This is a genomic window from Enterobacter sp. BIGb0383, assembly GCF_003751845.1.
Lineage (GTDB): Bacteria > Pseudomonadota > Gammaproteobacteria > Enterobacterales > Enterobacteriaceae > BIGb0383.
In genome coordinates, this window is record NZ_RJKQ01000002.1 from 1,159,896 (window position 1) to 1,178,952 (window position 19,057).

Annotated in this window: 17 protein-coding genes; 6 read left to right on the forward strand and 11 right to left on the reverse strand. The window is 60.9% G+C overall.

From position 1 onward, the window contains the following. Positions 1–13 precede the first annotated feature (13 nt). From EDF81_RS13825 to EDF81_RS13835, 3 genes are all read right to left on the reverse strand, one after another. A complete protein-coding gene (locus EDF81_RS13825) occupies positions 14–1,081 on the reverse strand; it encodes an HlyD family secretion protein (protein WP_123348692.1) in 1,068 nt (355 codons plus the stop codon). 2 nt (positions 1,082–1,083) lie between these two features. Further along, positions 1,084–1,551, reverse strand: coding sequence for a MarR family winged helix-turn-helix transcriptional regulator (locus EDF81_RS13830; RefSeq protein WP_123348693.1), 468 nt, complete (start codon positions 1,549–1,551; stop codon positions 1,084–1,086). A gap of 143 nt (positions 1,552–1,694) precedes the next feature. Continuing rightward, positions 1,695–1,859 (reverse strand): DUF1127 domain-containing protein, encoded by a 165-nt coding sequence (locus EDF81_RS13835; protein WP_123348694.1) that lies wholly within the window; start codon positions 1,857–1,859, stop codon positions 1,695–1,697. Between the two features lie 177 nt (positions 1,860–2,036). Between EDF81_RS13835 and EDF81_RS13840 the strand changes: the two genes are divergently transcribed. Then, entirely contained in the window at positions 2,037–3,491 is a 1,455-nt protein-coding gene (locus EDF81_RS13840) for a PLP-dependent aminotransferase family protein (protein ID WP_123348695.1), read from the forward strand. On the opposite strand, the gene EDF81_RS13845 is transcribed toward EDF81_RS13840, so the two are convergent. From EDF81_RS13845 to EDF81_RS13870, 6 genes are read right to left on the reverse strand one after another with little or no spacing between them, the layout of a single operon-like run. Then, positions 3,456–3,926 (reverse strand): GNAT family N-acetyltransferase, encoded by a 471-nt coding sequence (locus EDF81_RS13845; RefSeq protein ID WP_123348696.1) that lies wholly within the window; start codon positions 3,924–3,926, stop codon positions 3,456–3,458. The two genes, EDF81_RS13840 and EDF81_RS13845, sit on opposite strands and share 36 nt — an antisense overlap. A gap of 45 nt (positions 3,927–3,971) precedes the next feature. Further along, the gene (locus EDF81_RS13850) at positions 3,972–4,865 is read right to left on the reverse strand and encodes a MurR/RpiR family transcriptional regulator (RefSeq protein WP_123348697.1); all 894 of its coding nucleotides are present in this window, start codon (positions 4,863–4,865) and stop codon (positions 3,972–3,974) included. A gap of 15 nt (positions 4,866–4,880) precedes the next feature. Further along, positions 4,881–5,825, reverse strand: a complete 945-nt coding sequence (locus tag EDF81_RS13855) for an ABC transporter substrate-binding protein (RefSeq protein WP_123348698.1) — start codon at positions 5,823–5,825, stop codon at positions 4,881–4,883. Positions 5,826–5,841: 16 nt separating this feature from the next. Further along, positions 5,842–6,894 (reverse strand): iron ABC transporter permease, encoded by a 1,053-nt coding sequence (locus EDF81_RS13860; protein WP_123348699.1) that lies wholly within the window; start codon positions 6,892–6,894, stop codon positions 5,842–5,844. After that, a complete protein-coding gene (locus EDF81_RS13865) occupies positions 6,891–7,886 on the reverse strand; it encodes an iron ABC transporter permease (protein ID WP_123348700.1) in 996 nt (331 codons plus the stop codon). The genes EDF81_RS13860 and EDF81_RS13865 overlap by 4 nt, the downstream gene beginning before the upstream one ends. A gap of 5 nt (positions 7,887–7,891) precedes the next feature. Next, positions 7,892–8,716, reverse strand: coding sequence for an ABC transporter ATP-binding protein (locus EDF81_RS13870; RefSeq protein WP_123348701.1), 825 nt, complete (start codon positions 8,714–8,716; stop codon positions 7,892–7,894). A 451-nt stretch (positions 8,717–9,167) separates the two neighbouring features. Between EDF81_RS13870 and EDF81_RS13875 the strand changes: the two genes are divergently transcribed. Further along, a complete protein-coding gene (locus EDF81_RS13875; protein WP_123348702.1) occupies positions 9,168–11,327 on the forward strand; it encodes a TonB-dependent siderophore receptor in 2,160 nt (719 codons plus the stop codon). Between the two features lie 32 nt (positions 11,328–11,359). On the opposite strand, the gene EDF81_RS13880 is transcribed toward EDF81_RS13875, so the two are convergent. Then, a complete protein-coding gene (locus EDF81_RS13880; RefSeq protein WP_123348703.1) occupies positions 11,360–12,289 on the reverse strand; it encodes a LysR family transcriptional regulator in 930 nt (309 codons plus the stop codon). Positions 12,290–12,444: 155 nt separating this feature from the next. After that, on the reverse strand, positions 12,445–13,383 hold the full coding sequence (locus tag EDF81_RS13885) for an isoaspartyl peptidase/L-asparaginase family protein (RefSeq protein ID WP_184999529.1): 939 nt from the start codon (positions 13,381–13,383) through the stop codon (positions 12,445–12,447). 272 nt (positions 13,384–13,655) lie between these two features. Here EDF81_RS13885 and dgcN point away from each other — a divergent pair, with 272 nt between their 5' ends. Genes dgcN through EDF81_RS13905 form a run of 4 tightly spaced genes read left to right on the forward strand, consistent with a single transcriptional unit; the run spans position 13,656 to position 19,051 of the window. Continuing rightward, the gene (gene dgcN, locus EDF81_RS13890; protein ID WP_123348705.1) at positions 13,656–14,663 is read left to right on the forward strand and encodes an N-acetyltransferase DgcN; all 1,008 of its coding nucleotides are present in this window, start codon (positions 13,656–13,658) and stop codon (positions 14,661–14,663) included. A gap of 1 nt (position 14,664) precedes the next feature. After that, positions 14,665–15,630, forward strand: coding sequence for an N-acetyl-D-Glu racemase DgcA (gene dgcA / locus EDF81_RS13895; RefSeq protein ID WP_123348706.1), 966 nt, complete (start codon positions 14,665–14,667; stop codon positions 15,628–15,630). A gap of 17 nt (positions 15,631–15,647) precedes the next feature. After that, entirely contained in the window at positions 15,648–17,516 is a 1,869-nt protein-coding gene (locus EDF81_RS13900; RefSeq protein WP_123348707.1) for an ABC transporter ATP-binding protein, read from the forward strand. Then, a complete protein-coding gene (locus tag EDF81_RS13905; RefSeq protein ID WP_123348708.1) occupies positions 17,513–19,051 on the forward strand; it encodes a glutathione ABC transporter substrate-binding protein in 1,539 nt (512 codons plus the stop codon). The genes EDF81_RS13900 and EDF81_RS13905 overlap by 4 nt, the downstream gene beginning before the upstream one ends. Positions 19,052–19,057 lie beyond the last annotated feature (6 nt).

Consider the following 19,057-nt stretch of genomic DNA (forward strand, 5'->3'; position numbering starts at 1 on the left):
ATCAGTAAACATATCAGTAGACATAGTGCAGCAGGCTGACCAGGTGGATCTGCAGGCCAGAGAACATGCGCGCAAAGAAGCCTTCGCTGTTATAGAGCTGTACCGTTGCCCGCGCCCCGGTCGGCAGCGGCAGTTCGAGCGGCTCATCCAGGGTGACGTGGATACGCATCCGCTGCGCATCGCGCACCCAGCGGTTGGACTGCTCCGGCTGCGACAGCTGGCCATTGACCGCGAGCTGACCGGCCAGCACCCCGGCATCCTGCCCCGTGACCCTGGCGTGGAACACTTTCCCCGGCAGGGCATCAAAGACTACCGACGCGTCGGTGCCCGGGCGGGTATGACGCAGGCTTTTCTCGCGGAAATCGGCAACGATATCAGGCGTATCGCTGACCAGGGCCAGCAGCGGCGAACCCGCGCTGGCGTAAAGTCCGGGGCTAAGCTGCATATTACTGACCGTGCCGTCCGTTTCCGCCCGTACCTCGGTCCAGCTGAGATCCAGCTGCGCCTGCTCCAGCGCATTGCGGTACTTTTGCAGGGTGACGTTGCCGCCTTCGTCCCGCTCACCGCGGGCGATGGTCAGCTGATGCAGGGTCGCCTGCAGGGAGGTGACCGACTGTTCGCTGGTCTGCCAGGCCGTGCGCACTTTATCCACGTCCTGCTGCGACACATTCTGCATCGTACTCAAACGCTGATAGCGCTCAAAGGTGGTCTTATCATTGCGGGCAGTAAGCTGCGCCGTCTGCAGATTAGCCCGGGCGGCGGCGATCTGCGCGTCCAGCTGCTGGTTGTCGAGTTCGGCCTGGCGCAGGTCGATTTTCGCGGCATCGACCCGGTTAATAAACGGCGTTTGATCCAGGGTATAGAGCAGATCGCCCTTCTTCACCTGGCGATTATTCTGCACCTGGACCCCGGCTACATAGCCGGAGATGCGGGCAGAAACCGGCGTCACCACGCGCATCACGGTGGCATCAGGCGTCAGCGGGATCCACAGATCGGCGACGATAAAATAGGCAAACATCAGCACGAACGAGGCCATACTGATCCGCACCCAGCGGGCAAACTTTTGTTCAGGAGTCATCATGATTAATTATTGTGGTTTTCTTCTTCGCGGAGTGTCCGCAAATTGCAGGCGATCTGATTCAGTGTGGTGCTGAAAACATCCAGGTTTTCAGCGCTTATATTGTGCGAAATACGGGACTGCAGGGTGGCAATGGTCTGCGCCAGCCGCTGCTGCATGGCGTGGCCCTGCGGCGTCAGCGTCAGCAGACGGATGCGCCGGTCGTAAGGCGAGACGGAGCGTAACAGATAGCCCTGAGTTTCCAGCTGATTCAGGGTGCGCGTCAGCGGCGGCAGCTCAATGCCGACCACGTCCGCCAGTTCGCTGATGGAGACATTATCCCCCAGCTGATGCAGCTGCATCATCACCATCCAGCCGGACTGAGTCAGGCCGGTATCGGTAATAGCATGGTCGATCACCGCACGCCACTGGCGGATCACCATCGCCATCCGCATCCCCATCGGTCTGCGGGAAAATTTCTCGTCTTCGCTCATCGCTGCCTCCCGGATTTCAGCGATGGGCAAAATAATACTTATCAGGGTAAGTATCAAGAAACAGGAAACTATACCGCATGGATTGCGAAATTAAGTCTAATGACTCCCAAAATGAGAAAGGAGCCTGCAGGCTCCCTTTCCATTTAACCAATATCGTTCCGGTTCAGTCCGATATCGCGCAGCTCGGCATCGCTAAGCCCTTGCAGCAGGCGACGCGTCTGACGTTGCAGCAGCCATTTTTTCCACGCCCGCCAGATCAGTACAAAGACAAAAAAGGGCTGCTTTGCCCGGTTTTCATAAAATTCCATCCGCTCTCTCCTCACCCTGTCCGATGACCTATGATTGCGGAGATCGCCCACAACAATACAGATTCAGAAATAGCTTTTGTTTGGAATACAGATCCGCTAAAACAGAGTCTGAATGGCGTAAAACGGCGCTATCTGTACTGGTTTATTAATCTGTATGGTGAAAGGAAGGGATACAGCATGACGCGTTATCAGCATCTGGCCAATATTCTGGCGGAACGTATAGAGCAGGGTCTTTATCGCCACGGTGAAAAACTGCCCTCGGTGCGCAGCCTGAGCCAGGAGCACGGCGTCAGTATCAGTACCGTGCAGCAGGCCTACCAGACGCTGGAAAATTTGCAGCTGATTACGCCCCAGCCTCGCTCCGGCTATTTTGTTGCGCCGCGTAAGGCCCAGCCGCCGGTCCCGGCGATGACGCGCCCGGTTCAGCGCCCGGTGGAGGTGACCCAGTGGGATCAGATCCTGACGCTGCTGGATGCCCGCCAGGATAAAGACGTGATCGCCTTCGGCAGCGGCTCGCCGGACGTTAATCAGCCCAGCCTGAAACCCCTGTGGCGCGAAATGAGCCGCCTGGTACAGCACCAGATCGGCGATGTCTTCAACTATGACGAACTCCCCGGCAGGCGCCTGCTCCGCGAACAAATCGCCCGCCTGATGCTCGACGGCGGAACGGTGGTCAGCGCCGAGGATCTGGTGATCACCAACGGCTGCCACGGTGCGCTGGCCCTTGCCCTGCTCGCCGTCTGCAAGCCCGGCGATATTGTGGCGGTCGAATCCCCCTCGTTCCACGGCACCATGCAGCTCCTGCGCGGCTTTGATATTAAGGCCATCGAGATCCCGACCGATTCACAAACCGGGATCAGCATCGAAGCGCTGGAGATGGCCCTGGATCAGTGGCCGATCAAAGCCGTGATCCTGGTACCCAACTGCAATAATCCGCTGGGCTTTATTATGCCGGACGAGCGCAAACGCGCGGTGCTCTCCCTCGCCCAGCGCCACGATATTGCCATCTTTGAAGATGATATTTACGGAGAGCTGGCAACCGAGTATCCGCGCCCGCGCACCATTAAATCCTGGGATATCGATGGCCGCGTGCTGCTGTGCAGCTCGTTTACCAAAACCATCGCGCCAGGGCTGCGGGTCGGCTGGATTGCGCCAGGACGCTACCTCGACCGGGTTCTGCATATGAAGTACGCCGCCAGCGGCACCAGCGTTCCGGCCACACAGCTGGCAGCGGCAGCCTTTATTCGCGACGGCCACTACCACCGCCATGTCCGGCGTATGCGGCAGATTTATCGCCACCATATGGACACTTACACCTGCTGGGTCCGTCAGTATTTCCCGTGCGGGATCTGCGTCACCCGGCCGCAGGGCGGCTTTATGCTGTGGGTTGAGCTGCCGGAAGAGGTGGATATGGTCTGCGTGGCGCGTCAGCTGTGCCGGATGAAAATCCTGCTGGCGCCGGGCTCGCTGTTTTCCGCCTCCGGTAAGTACCGTAACTGCCTGCGCCTTAACTGCGCCCTGCCGCTCACCGAGGAGAACCGCCTCGCGCTGCAAAAAATGGGCGAGGCGGTGCGGATTGCAATGGAAGAGTCGCTCTCAGAGGATCAGGGACATCTCAACGCAGCGCAGTGAGGTCTGCGCCAGCGCCGACGGATAAAGGCTCTCTTTGATGACGGTAAAGCCCTGGCGCTGATAAAAGCCTGCCGCATTTGGCGTGGCGGCCAGGGTCAGCTGCGTATACCCTCGCTCGCGGGCCTCCTGTTTGATGGCCGCGAGAATACGCCCGGCCAGCCCCTGACCGTTAAACGCAGGCAGAGTAAAAATGGCTTCCACGCTGCCTTCGGCGAGATCGAGATACCCGGTGGCAACCGGCTGGCCTGAGGGACCATCGACGACAAAGAAGGGGTTGGCCGCAACCGCATGACGGTAGCCTTCCGGCATGGCTTCCGGCGTCCAGTTGCGAATAACCGTCTCCCCGTAGCTCTCTTTACAGCCGGAACGAATCGCCTGATTACGAATTTCCCACAGCGTTTCAGCCTCTTCGGGTACTGCCCGTCTGACGTGCATGTCGCCTCTCCTTTGTGATTTGCCTTATCAGAGAGTTACCACGAACTAGCCTTTCTTGCTACCCGGTTTCAGCCCGCGATGAAATTCATGAATGCGCTTCATCGACTTGATCGTCCTCTGGGAGGTGGCGGAGGCCACGGAGAGAATGATCATCTCCAGGCACAGCAGCACCGTGCCGTGCAGAGGCAGCTTGCCCTTCTCGCCGCCGCGTGGAACGTGGATCACCACGTCCGCCTCTTTGCTGAAGCGAGAGTCCAGGGCATTGGTCAACAGGATGGTCGGAATACCGAGGCGTTTCGCTTCACGCAGGGTGGTCTGCCCTTCCCGATGGGCGGATTTCTGCGCCATCATAATCAGGACATCGCCACGCTGTAGCACGAGCAATTGCTCTGCCAGCCCGATCCCGGTCTGATTTAGCACGTTAGCCGGCATGCCGATCCGGCTGAACAGGCGGGAGGTGTATTCAGCAAGGATACCGGACGCGCCGATACCAAAAATCGCCACCTGCCGCGCCTCCACCAGCATGGCCACGGCCTGAGCGATGGCGTAGCGGTTCGGGGCAGATGAGAGCACTTCACAGGTGTGCTGATGCCCTTCCAGCACAAAATCGATCCCGGTATTCACGTCGCAGGCTAGCGCATTCACCGTGGTGGTCATCTTCTCGGCGGAGGTGACCGCTGGCCCGAACCAGTGCTCCAGGGTGTGCTTTAAATCACGCAGACCGGCAAAACCCAGCGCCTGAATGGCCCGCACCACGGTGGCATCCGAAGTGTCGGTCACGGCGGCGATCTCCATCGCGGTCTGCTCCAGTACCGCCTCGCGGTGATCGTTAATATAGCGCGCCACCGCCTGCAGCCGGGGCGACAGCGCAGGCGCTCTCACCCGGAAGCGTTCACCGTAGACGTCGACGCGGCTCTTGCTCGTTCTTGTGCTCAGCATCCGTTCCTCACAGGGTTATTTGGCCGTCGGCAGCGGCCGCCCGGCGATATGGGACTGTACCTGCGCCACCATCAGCGCCAGTGCGGCATAGGAGTTAGAGATCGCCTCATCCCGTGACAGAAGGATATAACGCCCGCTGTGGCAGGCGTTGAGGAAATCACACCAGCCCGGCAGAACCGCGTTCATCGCGTCCAGCTCATCCTGCGGCTTACCGCCGGTATCAGCGCGCCAGGTGGCAAAGACATAGTCGGCATCCAGCTCCGGCAGCCGTTCGGCGCTGACGTCGATACGCCCGCCTTCCGGAATGGCGTCAATCAGCGGCGGGAAGCGGAATCCGGCATCGCGCAGTACCCGTCCCAGAGAGTGGTAGGTATGCAGCGCGTTGATTTTGCCCTGATTCGCCTGTAAGACCGAGACGGTGATATTACGGGTATCGATGACCCGCTTAAGCTGGCTGATCTGCTCCTGGTAGCGGCGATCCAGAATCGCCAGACGCGCTTCGGTCCCTGTCAGCCGGGCCAGCTTGCTGTAGATCTGCGGCGCACCGCCATCGAGATGATCGATGCTCACCGTCGGGGCGATTTTCTCCAGCTGCTCCACCGGCGTATTGCGGTTCGGCTCGGTAATGATCAGGTCCGGTTTCATCGCGGCAACGGCTTCAATATCAATATCGGCGGTACCGATAAAGCGGATCGTCGAGTTATCAAAATCCACCCCGGTCAGCAGCGCCCCGGAACGCAGAAAATGGCTGCCGTCGGCGCGGGTGCGCCCGTGACTGGCGACCGGCGGCACACCGAGTTCGATCAGCGGAATGGTAATGTCGAGATCGTGCAGGGAGACAATACGCTGCGGATGCGCCGGGACCGTCACCGTGCGGCCCAGATCGTCGGTGAACGACTGCGTGTCTGCCGCCGCAGCACCTACGCTGAACAGCACCAGCAGAGAGAGAAGAATACGCATAGAACTCCTTAGTACCTTATAACCTGTCCCGCCGCTGCCACAGCAGGGCGAGGAAAAAGGGGCCGCCAATCAGGGAGATCACAATCCCGGCGGGTATTTGCAGCGGCGCAAAAGCCAGTCGGCCAATACTGTCGGCCAGCAGCACCAGCAGCGATCCCAGCAGCGCGCTGCCGCACAGCAGTGCGACCTGGCCACCGCGCAGCAGAAAACGCGCCATGTGCGGGGCAATCAGCCCGACAAAGCCGATGCTCCCCACGCAGGAGACGCTGGCCGCCGTCAGCAGCACCGGCGCAATAAAGCGCAGCACCGTCAGCCGGGCAAGGGAGACGCCCAGACCGGTTGCGGCCTGATTCCCCAGCAGCGCCGCGTCGGAGGCTCTGGCGGTCATTAACAACAGCACGGCGGCAGGCAGCGCCCAGCAGAACGCCACCGTCACCAGCGGCCAGCTGGCGGCATGCAGGTTGCCCGCCATCCACAGCAGGGCCGTCTGCACATCGCGCACGTCGGCGGTCGTCATAAAGACGCCAATCGCCGCCGAGAACGCCCAGGAGACGCCGATACCGATCAGCACAAAGCGCGGGCGGGAAAAATCACGGGCCAGTACCGCGACCAGCGCGGCGACCAGCAGGCCGCCCGCCATCCCGGCCAGCGGACGCCACATCAGCCCCAGCGCAGGAAACAGCAGGATCAGCACCAGCACCACCGCGCTACTGCCCTCTTTGACGCCAATCAGGCCCGGGTCGGCCAGACCGTTACGGGTGATGGACTGCATCGCCGCGCCCGCCATCCCCAGCATCGCGCCGCACAGTATCGCCATCAGCAGCCGCGGCAGGCGGATATCCCACACAATGTACTGCTGCTGCTCCGCCAGCACCTCGGGGTAAAACAGCGCCCGGCCAATCGCGGAGACCGGGATCGGCAGCGATCCCTGGGTCAGGCCGCCCAGCAGCAGTCCCGTCGCCAGCATGGCCAGCAGCCCGCCGACCCACAGCGCTTTCGGACGCAGCAGCCAGGAGCGTTCACCAAGGCGCAGGGCGCGCAGGCCGTTACGTTCCAGCAGGCGACTCATTTAAAGAACCTCGCGGCAAGCACAATAAAGACCGGCGCGCCCACCAGGGCGGTCATCACCCCGGTTGCCAGCTCCTGAGGAGCCAGCAGCGTGCGCGCCGCCAGATCGGCCAGCAGTAGCAGGACCGCACCGCCGCAGGCGGACAGCGGCAGCGCCAGACGCAGGTCGTCGGTAACCAGACGGCGAACCAGATGCGGCACCAGCAGGCCGATAAAGCCTATCGGCCCGGCAATCGACACCGCCGCCCCGCAGAGCAGCGCCACCGCCAGCAGCGACAGCAGCCGGGTGCGCGGCAGATTAACGCCCAGACCGCAGGCCACCCGATCCCCCAGCGCCAGCAGGTTGAGCGACGGCGCAACGCTTACCGCCAGCGCCAGCCCGCCGCAGGCTGCCAGGCTGGCGCTGCGCAGCATAGGCCAGTTCAGCCCGGCCAGATCGCCCGCCAGCCAGGTGCGCATCGACAGCAGCGTTTGTTCATCCAGAATTAAGATCGCGGAGGTAATCGAAGAGGCAAAGGCCGACAGGGCCACGCCGCACAGGGTGACCTTCAGCGGCGTCAGACCGGCGCGTCCGGCCCCGGCAAGCGCCAGCACCAGCGAGAACAGTAGTGCGGCACCGCCCGCAGCGATCAGCGGTCGCCCAACGGGCGTCAGGCCCAGGGCGGTGGTAGCAACGACTGCCAGAGCTGCACCCGCGTTCAGCCCGAGAATATGCGGCTCGCCAAGCGGGTTACGGATCGCCGCCTGCAGCAGCAGCCCGGCCACGCCCAGCGCGGCCCCGGTTAACAGCGCCGCCGTCAGCCGCAGCAGGCGCAGCTCAACCACCACCTTATGGTCAAAGTTGCGCGGATTGAAATCGAGCAGGGCCTGGATCACCACGCCCGGCGCAACGGTTCGTGCCCCGAAGCCAAGATGGGCTATAGCCGCCGCCAGCAGAAGGGCCAGCAAAACCAGCATGGCCGCGCCGGTCCGGCGCAGAGGTAAGCGATGCATTCCCGTCACGAGCGAGCGTCCTGGCGACGGAACGGCATAAAGAAGGGCTTGCCGGTCAGCGGATTGAGCGACATCTGGACCTCAACGTCAAACACCCGCTTGATTAGCTCAGGCGTACACTGCTGGCCTTCGTGGATCACGCCTTCGAGCTGTCCCTGACGGAGGAAAACCAGGGTATCGCCGTAGTTCACCGCAAAATTGAGATCGTGCAGAACCACGACCACCGTCCGGCCATGATGGCGGGTCAAGTCGTGCAGCAGTTCGAGGATCTCCACCTGATAGCGGAGATCGAGGAAGGTGGTCGGTTCATCCAGCAGGATCGTCGGGGTTTGCTGGGCCAGCGCCATGGCGATCCAGCAGCGCTGACGCTGACCGCCGGAAAGACTGTCTACCGGGAGATGGGCAAATTCCGCGGTGCCGGTCAGGTCGAGAGCCTGCTGTACCGCCTGCTCGTCGGCCTCCGACCACTGGCGCATCATCCCCTGCCAGGGAAAACGCCCACGAGAAACCAGCTCAAAGACCGTCAGCCCTTCCGGCAGCAGCGGAGACTGAGGCAGAATGCCGAGCTGGCGCGCCACCGCTTTGGTGGGCTGCTGATGAATCGATTTGCCGTCGAGGGTGACGCTGCCGCCCAGCGGCTTCAGCATCCGGGCGATGGTCCCCAAAAGAGTCGATTTACCACAGCCGTTCGCCCCGACCAGCACGGTCATACGTCCTTGTGGGATCGTCAGATCAATGCCGTCGATCACCACCTTGTTGTGATAGCCCGCCGACAGCTGTTGCAGAACAATCCCCTGTCCGTCGGCTCCGTTTTCCACTTGCTGTGGCATCCTGACTCCCGCGCCGCAGCAGCCAAAAAACCCGGCGCACGCTGCATCAATAATTAAATAAAAATAACTCTCATTCGCTTTGCGATATTGCCGCCTGAGGCTGTAGTAGTCAAGTTGATAAGACCCGACCGTAAAAGCGGCTAATCTCAGCCGCTACCGCAATTCACCATCGCCGATATTTTAATAATAAGCACTTTATTTTCAATATCTTAAAACCATAAAAACCCTGCTATTTCTCCGTCTTTTTCGTCGGAGCTTTGATGTAGTGATTTTTTGTTATTTTACGTTTACTACTACATTTTCTCGTGATTGAATGATTCTCAATTACACATCTGACGGCAGATTGACGGCTTAACGGATGGCGCTGCACACGGCGTGAAGTTCGGGCAATGATTTAAAAAACCTTTTCCCCGTCGCTTATCACGGGGCGTTTTTGCGGAAAACACATAAAATGGCTAAGTTAACTTCTTGTTTTTCTGGGATGAAAGGGCGTGCGCTGTTCTCGTCGCTCTTTTTAGGCGTCGCGTTTGCGCCGCTTACGCAGGCTGCGGAAAAAACCACCGATCCTCTTAAAGAGGGCGACACCCTGACGGTTATCGCCGATGCGAATGCCGACCGTCCGGCGACCTCCGGCTATCAGCCGCTGAGTTCCTCTACCGCAACCCTGACGTCGATGCCCATGCTCGATATCCCGCAGGTGGTCAATACCGTCAGCGACCGGGTACTGGAAGATCAGCACGCCACCAGCCTTGATGAAGCCCTGTATAACGTCAGCAACGTGGTACAGACCAACACCCTCGGCGGCACCCAGGACGCCTTTGTCCGCCGCGGCTTCGGCGCTAACCGCGACGGGTCGATTATGACCAACGGCCTGCGCACCGTGGTGCCACGCAGCTTTAACGCCGCTACCTCGCGCGTTGAAGTGCTGAAAGGCCCGGCCTCCACGCTTTACGGGATCCTCGATCCCGGCGGTCTGATCAACGTGGTCACCAAACGCCCGGAAACCACCTTTGGCGGCAGCATTTCTGCTACCTCCACCAGCTTCGGCGGCGGCACAGGCCAGTTTGACGTGACCGGCCCGATTGAAGGCACCCGTCTGGCGTACCGGCTGATCGGCGAATACCAGAATGAAGATTACTGGCGCAATTTCGGCAAAGAGAAAAGCACCTTTATCTCGCCGTCCCTGACCTGGTTTGGCGATAACGCCACGGTCAACGTGCTCTACAGCCATCGCAGCTACAAGACGCCGTTCGATCGCGGAACCATCTTCGATCTGACGACCAAAAAACCGGTTAACGTCAGCCGTGAAACCCGCTTTGATGAAGCGTTTAACATCACCGACGGCGAATCCGATCTGGCGCAGCTGAATGCCGAATACCGCATTAACAGCGAGTGGACCGCCCGCTTTGACTACGGCTTTAGTCAGGACAAATACGGCGATAACCAGGCCCGCGTGATGGCCTATGATTCCGCGACCGGCAACCTGACCCGCCGCGTGGACGCCACCCAGGGCTCGACCCAGCGGATGCACAGCACCCGCGCCGATCTGCAGGGGAATGTGACGATTGGCGGGTTCTATAACGAAGTTCTGACCGGGATCTCGTACGAGAATTACGATCTGCTGCGCACCGATATGATCCGCTGCAAGAACGTGAAGGGCTTTAATATCTATAACCCCTCCTACGGCAATCTGAGCGAATGTACCCAGGTTTCCGCCGCCGACAGCGATCAGACCATCAAGCAAGAGAGTTACTCCGCCTACGTTCAGGATGCGCTTTATCTGACGGATAAGTGGATTGTCGTCGCCGGGGCGCGCTACCAGTCCTATACCGAGTACGCCGGGAAGGGCCGTCCGTTTAACGTTAACACCGACAGCAAAGATGAGAAGCTGACGCCGAAATTCGGTATGGTCTACAAACTGACGCCGTCGGTCTCCCTGTTCGGCAACGTCTCTCAGACCTTTATGCCGCAATACTCCATCGCCAACTATATCGGGGATCTGCCGCCGGAAACCTCCAACGCTTACGATATCGGGGCCAAGTTTGACCTGTTCGACGGGCTGACCGCCAATATCTCCCTGTTCGATATTCATAAGCGCAACGTAATGTATAGCGAAATCGTCAACGATGAGACGGTCGCTAAAACCGCCGGGCGCGTGCGCTCACGTGGCCTGGAAGTGGATGTGGCCGGGGCGCTGACGCCGAATATGAACCTGATCGCCAGCTATAGCTACACGGCGGCGAAGGTGACGGACGACCCGAAATACGCCGGGAAGCCGATGCCGAACGTGCCGCGCCATACCGGCTCCCTGTTCCTGACCTACGACATTAACAACCTGGTTGGCAACAATACCCTGACCCTGGGCGGCGGCGGCCACGGCGTAAACCGTCGTTCGGCGACCAACGGGGCGGATTACTATCTGCCGGGCTACTTTGTGGCGGACGCCTTCGCGGCGTACAAAATGAAGCTGCAGTATCCGGTAACGCTCCAGCTGAACGTGAAGAATCTCTTCGATAAGACCTACTACACCTCGTCTATCGGCACCAACAATCTGGGCAACCAGATCGGCGATCCGCGTGAAGTGCAGTTTACGGTTAAGATGGATTTCTGACCGACAATCAATGGCCCCGCCTCCCGGCGGGGCTATACCGATGCCAGCGGCAGCACGTCGCGATGCATCAGGGTCGAACACTGCAGGGCCAGATCGCGCAGTTTCTGCTTAAGCACTTTCTTCAATTGCAGCGCCTCCCGCGACTGGGGCGTATCCCGGCGACCAATAATCATCACTTCAAACGGCAGGGGCTGATCGACGGGCAGGATCTTGAGCTGATCCGCATAGCGACAGGCGGTAAAGAGATCGACCACGCCGGTTCCGCCGCCCGCCAGCACCATATCGGCGATCACCGAATAGGTTTTGATCGACAGCGAGACTACCGGACGTAGCCCTTTGTTGCGCAGTGCCCGATGCAGCACCTGACCCAACGGATCCTGCGGCTGCATCATCAGCAAATTGTTATCGCACAGCCACTCCAGCGACACCGGGCCATTCTGCGGCGAGTCTTTCGGCACCACCGCCACCATGCTGGACTGAAACAGCGGCTCCGCCAGCAGATCCGCCGGGACCTGCTGACCAAATACCAGGGCAAAATCGAGCTCGCGCTGAAGGATATTCTGGCACAGGGTGCTGAAATGCTCGGTCACCAGCTCGACGTTGACGCTGCGCGCCTGCTGATGAAACGCCACCAGCGCGGGGGCAACAATCATCTGACCAAAGGCGTGGGCCGCTCCGAGCCGTACCCGCTGCTCCTGCGCCCGGCGGATATTTTCCGTCAGGGCCGTAATCGCCTGCAGGCGGGCGTAGAGATCGTCCACCATCGGCATCAGCCGGGTCGCCTCTTCGGTCACCGTCATCCCCTGAGTGCCGCGTTCAAACAGGGCGAAGCCGAGCTGCTGCTCGGCGTGGCTCAGCACCCGACTGACGTTGGGCTGGGACACGTTCAGCGCCCGGGCGGCAGCGCTGATGGTGCCGGTCTGAACAATGGCCTGAAATACTTCGATATGGCGTAAACGCATAGCGTCATCCTTGCATAACGCCGCCCGCAGGATGCCGGACGGGGATCGGCAAAAAGCTATGCAATAATCTCGCCACCCGCGTGTATCGCGGGTTTCTGCGGTCCGGGCGTCACCTGCCCGCCCGAACAGGGTGCGCCTGCACCATCCCCGTGCACTTAACGGTAGATCGCCACCACGGGCTTGTCGTCGGCATAGCCATAGCCGCGATACATCCCCTCGCTGTTAAACGGCAGGGCGATATTGCCCTGCCCGTCGACGGCAATCAGCCCGCCGCTGCCGCCAAGCGAAGTGATTTTTTCCATCACCACCCGGTCAGCGGCCTTCTCCAGGCTCAGGCCGCCGTACTCCATCATCGCCGCCACATCGTAGGCGGCAAGCGTACGCATAAACGTCTCCCCGGTGCCGGTACAGGAGACGGCCACGGTGCGGTTGCTGGCATAGCAGCCCGCGCCGAGTATCGGCGAATCCCCGACCCTGCCAACCTGTTTGTTGGTCATGCCGCCGGTCGAGGTGGCGGCGGCAAGGTTGCCCTCAGCATCCAGCGCCACGGCCCCGACGGTGCCAAATTTGCGCTCGGGATCGAGGGGCGCATCGTGATCGAGCAACACCTTCCCCGCGCCCTGCTGCGCCGCCAGCAGCTGCTGATAGCGCTCGTCGGTGGAGAAATAGTCCGGCTCGACCATCTCCAGCCCCTGTTCACGGGCCAGCGCCTCCGCACCTGCGGCGGTAAACATGATATGCGCGCTATGCTCCATCACTTTGCGGGCGGCCTGAATCGGGTGACGAATACGCTGCACACCGACCACAGACCCCGCCTCCAGCGTCCGGCCATCCATAATGCTGGCATCCAGTTCGTGCGTGCCCTGATGGGTAAACACGGCCCCGCGCCCGGCGTTAAACAGCGGGCAATCCTCCAGCATGGTTACCGCCTCCGTCACCACATCCAGCGCCGATGCCCCGGCTGTCAGTAGACGCTGGCCCTGGCAAATAATGTCCTGCAGGGCCGCAAGATAGCGCAGTTCTTTCTCCGGGCTCATCGCCTGACGCGTTAATGCTCCTGCGCCGCCGTGAATAACAATAACGGGTTTCATAATGTTCCATGAATAATGTTTTAGGTGATTAACATCATATTCAGTAAAAACAAAAAATGTGAAGCCTGAAATCGTGTTATTTTCATAACTCGCAGATTTTAAAGTAATTTATTGGGTAAATAATTAAATAAAAACGTATTCACAGCATAAATTTCTTATCGCTGAATATGGCTATAACGTCAGGTTATACCCCTGCGACATTTTTGAATTTGTTTTTGTGGATGAAAAATGGAATTTTCAAAATAACTCTATGACCGACTGGATTGGGATAAACCATGATCATACCTCAGCCTTATTTATTATTTCTCGGCGATGTCACCGACCCTCTAGCGGCGAAAACCGCGCGGGGCATTAGCGTATGGCGTCCGGAGCAGTGCATTGGTGAAATGCGCCTGCCGGGCGGCACCGTGTCGCTGGGCCTCGACGAGCTGGATATCGCCACCGCCAGAGCTCGCGGGGCGCAGACCCTGGTGCTGGGCACCGCCAACGCCGGAGGTTTTCTGCCGGAACACTGGAAAGGCACGGTGCGCGCCGCCATTGAGGCAGGCATGAACGTCGCCAGCGGCCTGCACTACCGACTGGCCGACGATGCAGAGCTCAGCGCCCTCGCAGCGGAAAAAGGCGTCGAACTGTTCGACATCCGCCATATGCGCCCGGAACTGCAGGTCGGCAGCGGCAAAAAACGCAGCGGCAAGCGCCTGCTCACCGTCGGCACCGACTGCTCGGTGGGCAAGATGTACACCTCCCTGGCGCTGGAAGCGGCAATGCGCGAGATCGGTCTGAAGGCCGACTTCCGTGCCACCGGGCAAACCGGGATCCTGGTCGCCGGGGAAGGGATCGCCATTGATGCGGTGATCGCCGACTTTATCGCCGGGGCCGCCGAATACCTCTCTCCGGCTAACGAGGATGACCACTGGGATATCGTCGAAGGCCAGGGCTCTCTTTTCCATCCGTCCTACGCGGGCGTCAGCACCGGGCTTATCCACGGCGCCCAGCCCCAGTGGCTGCTGATGTGTCATGAAATGGGCCGTCCGCATATGCGTCACCTGCCCCACCAGCCAATGGTGAGCCTTGAGGAGTGCGTGGAGGCGAATATGCGGGTGGCGAAAGTGACCAGCGAGCGAGTTGAGCTGGCCGGTTTCGCCATCAACTCGTCCAACTACGGCGAGCAGGAAGCCCGCGACTATCTGGCAACGATTAGCGCCCAGTTTGGCGTTCCGGCCACCGATCCGGTGCGCTTCGGCATCGCCGACATCGCATTGCGCCTGAAGGAGCACGGATAAGATGCGGGATATGCAGGTCGAGATCCTTGCCCTGCCGCTGGCGCGTCCCTTTGCCATCGCCCGTGGCACCCGCACCGCCGTGACCGTGGTGCGGGTCACCCTGGAGCAGGATGGCTTTATCGGGCTGAGCGAATGCACGCCCACGCCGCGCTACGGCGAATCGCCGGAATCCGTCGCCGCCCAGCTCCAGTCGGCCAAAACGGCTATTGAAGAAGGGACCAGCCGCGAAGCGCTCCAGCAGCTAATGCCCGCCGGTGCCGCCCGCAACGCACTGGACTGCGCCCTGTGGCGGCTGGAGTGCGCCCTCGCGGGCCAGACGCTCTGGCAGCGGCTGGCGCTCCCGGCACCGACATCAACGGTGACCGCAGAAACGCTTAGCCTCGACGGTCTGGAGAATATGGCCGCCGCCGCCGGAGACGCGGCCGCACGCGGGGCGATCCTGCTGAAGATCAAACTCAACCATGAGCAGATCCTCGACAAGGTCGCCGCCATTCGCGCCGCGGCTCCCGAGGCGCAGCTGATTATCGACGCCAACGAGGCCTGGGGTGGGCTCGATCTTCCCCCGCTGTTTCAGGCGCTGCAGCAGTACGACGTGGCGATGATCGAGCAGCCGCTGCCCGCCGGAGAAGACAGGCCGCTGGCCGATTTCCCGCACCCGATCCCGGTCTGCGCCGACGAGAGCTGCCATACCCGCGAGGATATTGCCGCCCTGCAGGATCGCTACGAGATGATCAATATCAAGCTCGATAAGTGCGGCGGCCTGACGGAAGCGCTGCAGATGGTGGAAGCGGCCAGAGCGTGCGGCATGCGCCTGATGGTCGGCTGCATGCTGGGCTCGTCCCTGGCGATGGAGGCCGCCCTGCCGGTGGCCGTCTTTGCCGAGCATGTCGATCTCGACGGCCCCATCTGGCTGGCCGCCGACAGTTCCCCTTTTCTGACGTACTCACAAGGCCAGATCTGGCTGTAACCCAACGAGGAAATCCTATGACGGACGCCGATTCCGAAAATACGCCCGTGCTGTCGATCCGCCATCTGGACGTCAGCTTTCACGGACGCAGCGGCACCAGCCAGGCGCTAAAAGGCGTCTCGCTGGATATTCACGCCGGGGAAGTGGTGGCGGTGGTCGGCGAAAGCGGCTCCGGAAAATCCGTGACCTCGTTAGCGGTAATGGGGCTGCTGGCCGACTCGGCCTCTATTAATGGCGGTGAGATCCTCTGGCAGTCGCGCCAGGGCACTCAACAGGATCTGCTCACCCTGTCGGAAGAGCAGCGCCGTCAGCAGCGGGGCCGGGAGATCGCCATGATCTTCCAGGAGCCGATGACCTCCCTGAACCCGGTCCTGAAGGTAGGGGATCAGCTGACGGAAGCCCTGCTCGATCATCGTCTCTGTTCACGTAAGGTGGCTCAGGATCGCGCCCGCGAGCTGCTGCGCCAGGTGAAGATCGCCGATATCGATCGCGTCATGGAGAGCTACCCGCACTCCCTTTCCGGCGGAATGCGCCAGCGGGTGATGATCGCCCAGGCCCTGGCCTGCGAGCCGCGCCTGCTGATCGCCGATGAACCCACTACCGCCCTGGATGTGACCGTCCAGGCGCGCATTCTGCAGATCCTGAAAAACCTGCAGCAGCAGTCGGCTATGTCGGTGCTGTTTATCACCCACGATATGGGCGTGGTGGCGGAAGTGGCCGATCGGGTGGTGGTGATGCTGCGCGGGGAAGTCGTGGAGCAGGGCCGCGTGGAGGACGTTTTTCATCGCCCGCAGCATGAGTACACCCGGGCGCTGCTGGCGGCGGTGCCGAAGCTCGGCGATATGAAAGAAACCCGCTGGCCGGAGCGTTTTCCCCTGCCCGGCCAGGCGCAGCAGCAGGGCAGCCAGCAGACCGCCCGCTACGATGAAAAACCCCTGCTGGACGTACGCGGCCTGAAGGTTTACTACCCGGTGCGCAGCGGTATTTTCTCGGCCCTGACCCACCATGTCCACGCCGTGGAGCAGATCGATTTTACCCTCTGGCCGGGCGAAACCCTGGCCATCGTCGGCGAGAGTGGCTGCGGCAAATCCACCACCGGCCGCGCCCTGATGCGCCTGCTGAAAAGCGAGGCTGAAAGTATCTGGTTCGAGGGTAAAGAGATTGCCAACCTCAGCAGCGCTGATTTTCAGCCCCTGCGTCGTGAAATTCAGATGGTCTTCCAGGATCCATACGCCTCCCTGAACCCGCGCCTGACCGTCGGGTTTACCATTGCCGAACCGCTGCTGCTGCACGGTCTGGTCGCCTCGCTGGAGGAAGCCACGCCGCAGGTCGACGCCCTGTTGAAAAGCGTGGGCCTGCAGCCGGAACATGCCCGCCGCTACCCGCATGAATTTTCCGGCGGCCAGCGTCAGCGTATCGCCATCGCCCGCGCCATGGCTCTGAAGCCGAAAATTATTATTGCCGACGAGGCGGTATCCGCCCTGGACGTGTCGATTCAGGCCCAGGTGATCAACCTGATGATGGATCTGCAGCAGAAGACCGGCGTGGCGTGGATTTTTATCTCCCACGATATGGCGGTCGTGGAGCGTATCGCCAACCGCGTGGCGGTGATGTACCTCGGCCAGATTGTGGAAACCGGCCCGCGCCAGGCGGTATTTAATCATCCCGCCCATCCCTATACCCGCCGCCTGTTGGCCTCGGTGCCGGTGGCGGACCCGACGCAGCGCCCGGAGCGTCAGTTCGAAGACCATGAGCCGCCCTCGCCGCTGCGCAAAATCAGAGAGGTGGTCACAAAACCCCCCTACCGTCAGGTGGGCCCGGAACACTGGGTCATCGACGGCGCTTTCTCTTTTCCTTCATCCTTTTCGCATCAGGAGACGACATGAAACATTTTCGCCGCAGTTCTCTCGCCCTCGGGCTGTCCCTGTGTCTGGCGGCTGTCGCCCACGCTCAGGATCTGCGTATTTCTATGTATGCCGATATTACCGGGCTGGATCCGCACGACACCTCGGATAACGTCAGCTATTCCGTGCAAAGCGGCATGTTCGAGCGACTGTTTCAGTTCGATCCGACCATGAAGCTGACGCCGTGGCTGGCAACGGGTTTTACGAACAATGACACCGCCACCGAATTCACGCTCACCCTGCGCCAGGGCGTGACCTTCCAGGACGGCACGCCTTTCGATGCCGAAGCGGTAAAAGCCAACCTTGATCGTCTGGCGGATCAGTCCAAAGGCCTGAAGCGCAACAGCCTGTATAACATGATCGAGACGGTCACCGTGCTGGCACCGGATCGGGTGAAGATCGCCCTCAACCGCCCGTTTGGCGCGTTTATTAACACCCTCGCCCACCCGTCGGCGGTGATGTGGAGCCCGGCGGTGCTGAAACAGTATCCACAGGAATCCCAGCTGCGTCTGCACCCGGTCGGCACCGGCCCGTTTAAATTTGTCGGCTGGCAGCCGGGCAAAGAAGTGCGCTTCACCAAATACGAAAACTACTGGAATAAAGGCTGGCCGAAGGTCGATAACGTCACCTTTACCCCCAGCCCGGAAGATGCGACCCGCGTCGCCTCGCTGCGATCGGGCCAGGTGGATGCGATCTATCCCCTGCCGTCGGATCTGGTCAATAGTGTCCAGGGCGACAGCAAGCTGAGTATTCAGCGCGATCCCAGCATCTATCTCTACTATATGGCGGTGAACACCGGCAATAAGACCCTCGCCGACGTCCGCGTGCGCCAGGCCCTGAACTACGCCGTTGACCGCGATCTGTGGCTGAAGGTGGTGTTTGCCGGTATGGGCACTCCGGCGACCTCGGCGATCCCGGAGCGGGTGCAGTTCTATCAGAAGCAGGCGGAGCCGCACTACAGCTACGATCCGGCCAAAGCCAAAGCGCTACTGGCAGAAGCGGGACATCCGAACGGGATCGATCTGAAGCTGTGGAGCACCAACGCCACCGCCAGCGTGCGGGCGGCCCAGTTCCTGAAAGCGCAGCTGGCCACCGCGGGTATTCGCGTGACGGTCACGCCAATGGATTCCGGGACCCGCAACAGCAAGCTGTGGAGCGTCAGCGACCCGCAAAAGGCCGAGTTTGATCTCTACTACGGCGGCTGGTCCACCTCGACCGGGGATGCGGACTGGGCCATGCGCCCGCTGTTCGCCACCGAATCCTGGGTGCCGAAATCCTATAACGCCTCCTACTTCAGCGATCCGGCGGTCGATAAAGCCATTGCCGACGGACTGGCGACGGCGGACCCGGAGAAGCGCGCAGCCGCCTACGCGACCGCCCAGCAGCTGCTGTGGAAAGCCTCGCCGGTTACCTTCCTCGGCACCCCGGATAACCTGGTCGGCAAGCGCAAAAACCTGACCGGCGTCTCGATGCTGCCGGACGGCAACCTGCTCTATACCCAGGCCGAATTTAAATAAGACCTT

What these genes read in the sequence shown, in the direction of transcription:
- EDF81_RS13825 (WP_123348692.1), bottom strand. Translation starts at nt 1,081, where the DNA reads ATGATGACTCCTGAACAAAAGTTTGCCCGCTGGGTGCGGATCAGTATG.
- EDF81_RS13830 (WP_123348693.1), bottom strand. Translation starts at nt 1,551, where the DNA reads ATGAGCGAAGACGAGAAATTTTCCCGCAGACCGATGGGGATGCGGATG.
- EDF81_RS13835 (WP_123348694.1), bottom strand. Translation starts at nt 1,859, where the DNA reads ATGGAATTTTATGAAAACCGGGCAAAGCAGCCCTTTTTTGTCTTTGTA.
- EDF81_RS13840 (WP_123348695.1), top strand. Translation starts at nt 2,037, where the DNA reads ATGACGCGTTATCAGCATCTGGCCAATATTCTGGCGGAACGTATAGAG.
- EDF81_RS13845 (WP_123348696.1), bottom strand. Translation starts at nt 3,926, where the DNA reads ATGCACGTCAGACGGGCAGTACCCGAAGAGGCTGAAACGCTGTGGGAA.
- EDF81_RS13850 (WP_123348697.1), bottom strand. Translation starts at nt 4,865, where the DNA reads ATGCTGAGCACAAGAACGAGCAAGAGCCGCGTCGACGTCTACGGTGAA.
- EDF81_RS13855 (WP_123348698.1), bottom strand. Translation starts at nt 5,825, where the DNA reads ATGCGTATTCTTCTCTCTCTGCTGGTGCTGTTCAGCGTAGGTGCTGCG.
- EDF81_RS13860 (WP_123348699.1), bottom strand. Translation starts at nt 6,894, where the DNA reads ATGAGTCGCCTGCTGGAACGTAACGGCCTGCGCGCCCTGCGCCTTGGT.
- EDF81_RS13865 (WP_123348700.1), bottom strand. Translation starts at nt 7,886, where the DNA reads ATGCATCGCTTACCTCTGCGCCGGACCGGCGCGGCCATGCTGGTTTTG.
- EDF81_RS13870 (WP_123348701.1), bottom strand. Translation starts at nt 8,716, where the DNA reads ATGCCACAGCAAGTGGAAAACGGAGCCGACGGACAGGGGATTGTTCTG.
- EDF81_RS13875 (WP_123348702.1), top strand. Translation starts at nt 9,168, where the DNA reads ATGGCTAAGTTAACTTCTTGTTTTTCTGGGATGAAAGGGCGTGCGCTG.
- EDF81_RS13880 (WP_123348703.1), bottom strand. Translation starts at nt 12,289, where the DNA reads ATGCGTTTACGCCATATCGAAGTATTTCAGGCCATTGTTCAGACCGGC.
- dgcN (WP_123348705.1), top strand. Translation starts at nt 13,656, where the DNA reads ATGATCATACCTCAGCCTTATTTATTATTTCTCGGCGATGTCACCGAC.
- dgcA (WP_123348706.1), top strand. Translation starts at nt 14,665, where the DNA reads ATGCGGGATATGCAGGTCGAGATCCTTGCCCTGCCGCTGGCGCGTCCC.
- EDF81_RS13900 (WP_123348707.1), top strand. Translation starts at nt 15,648, where the DNA reads ATGACGGACGCCGATTCCGAAAATACGCCCGTGCTGTCGATCCGCCAT.
- EDF81_RS13905 (WP_123348708.1), top strand. Translation starts at nt 17,513, where the DNA reads ATGAAACATTTTCGCCGCAGTTCTCTCGCCCTCGGGCTGTCCCTGTGT.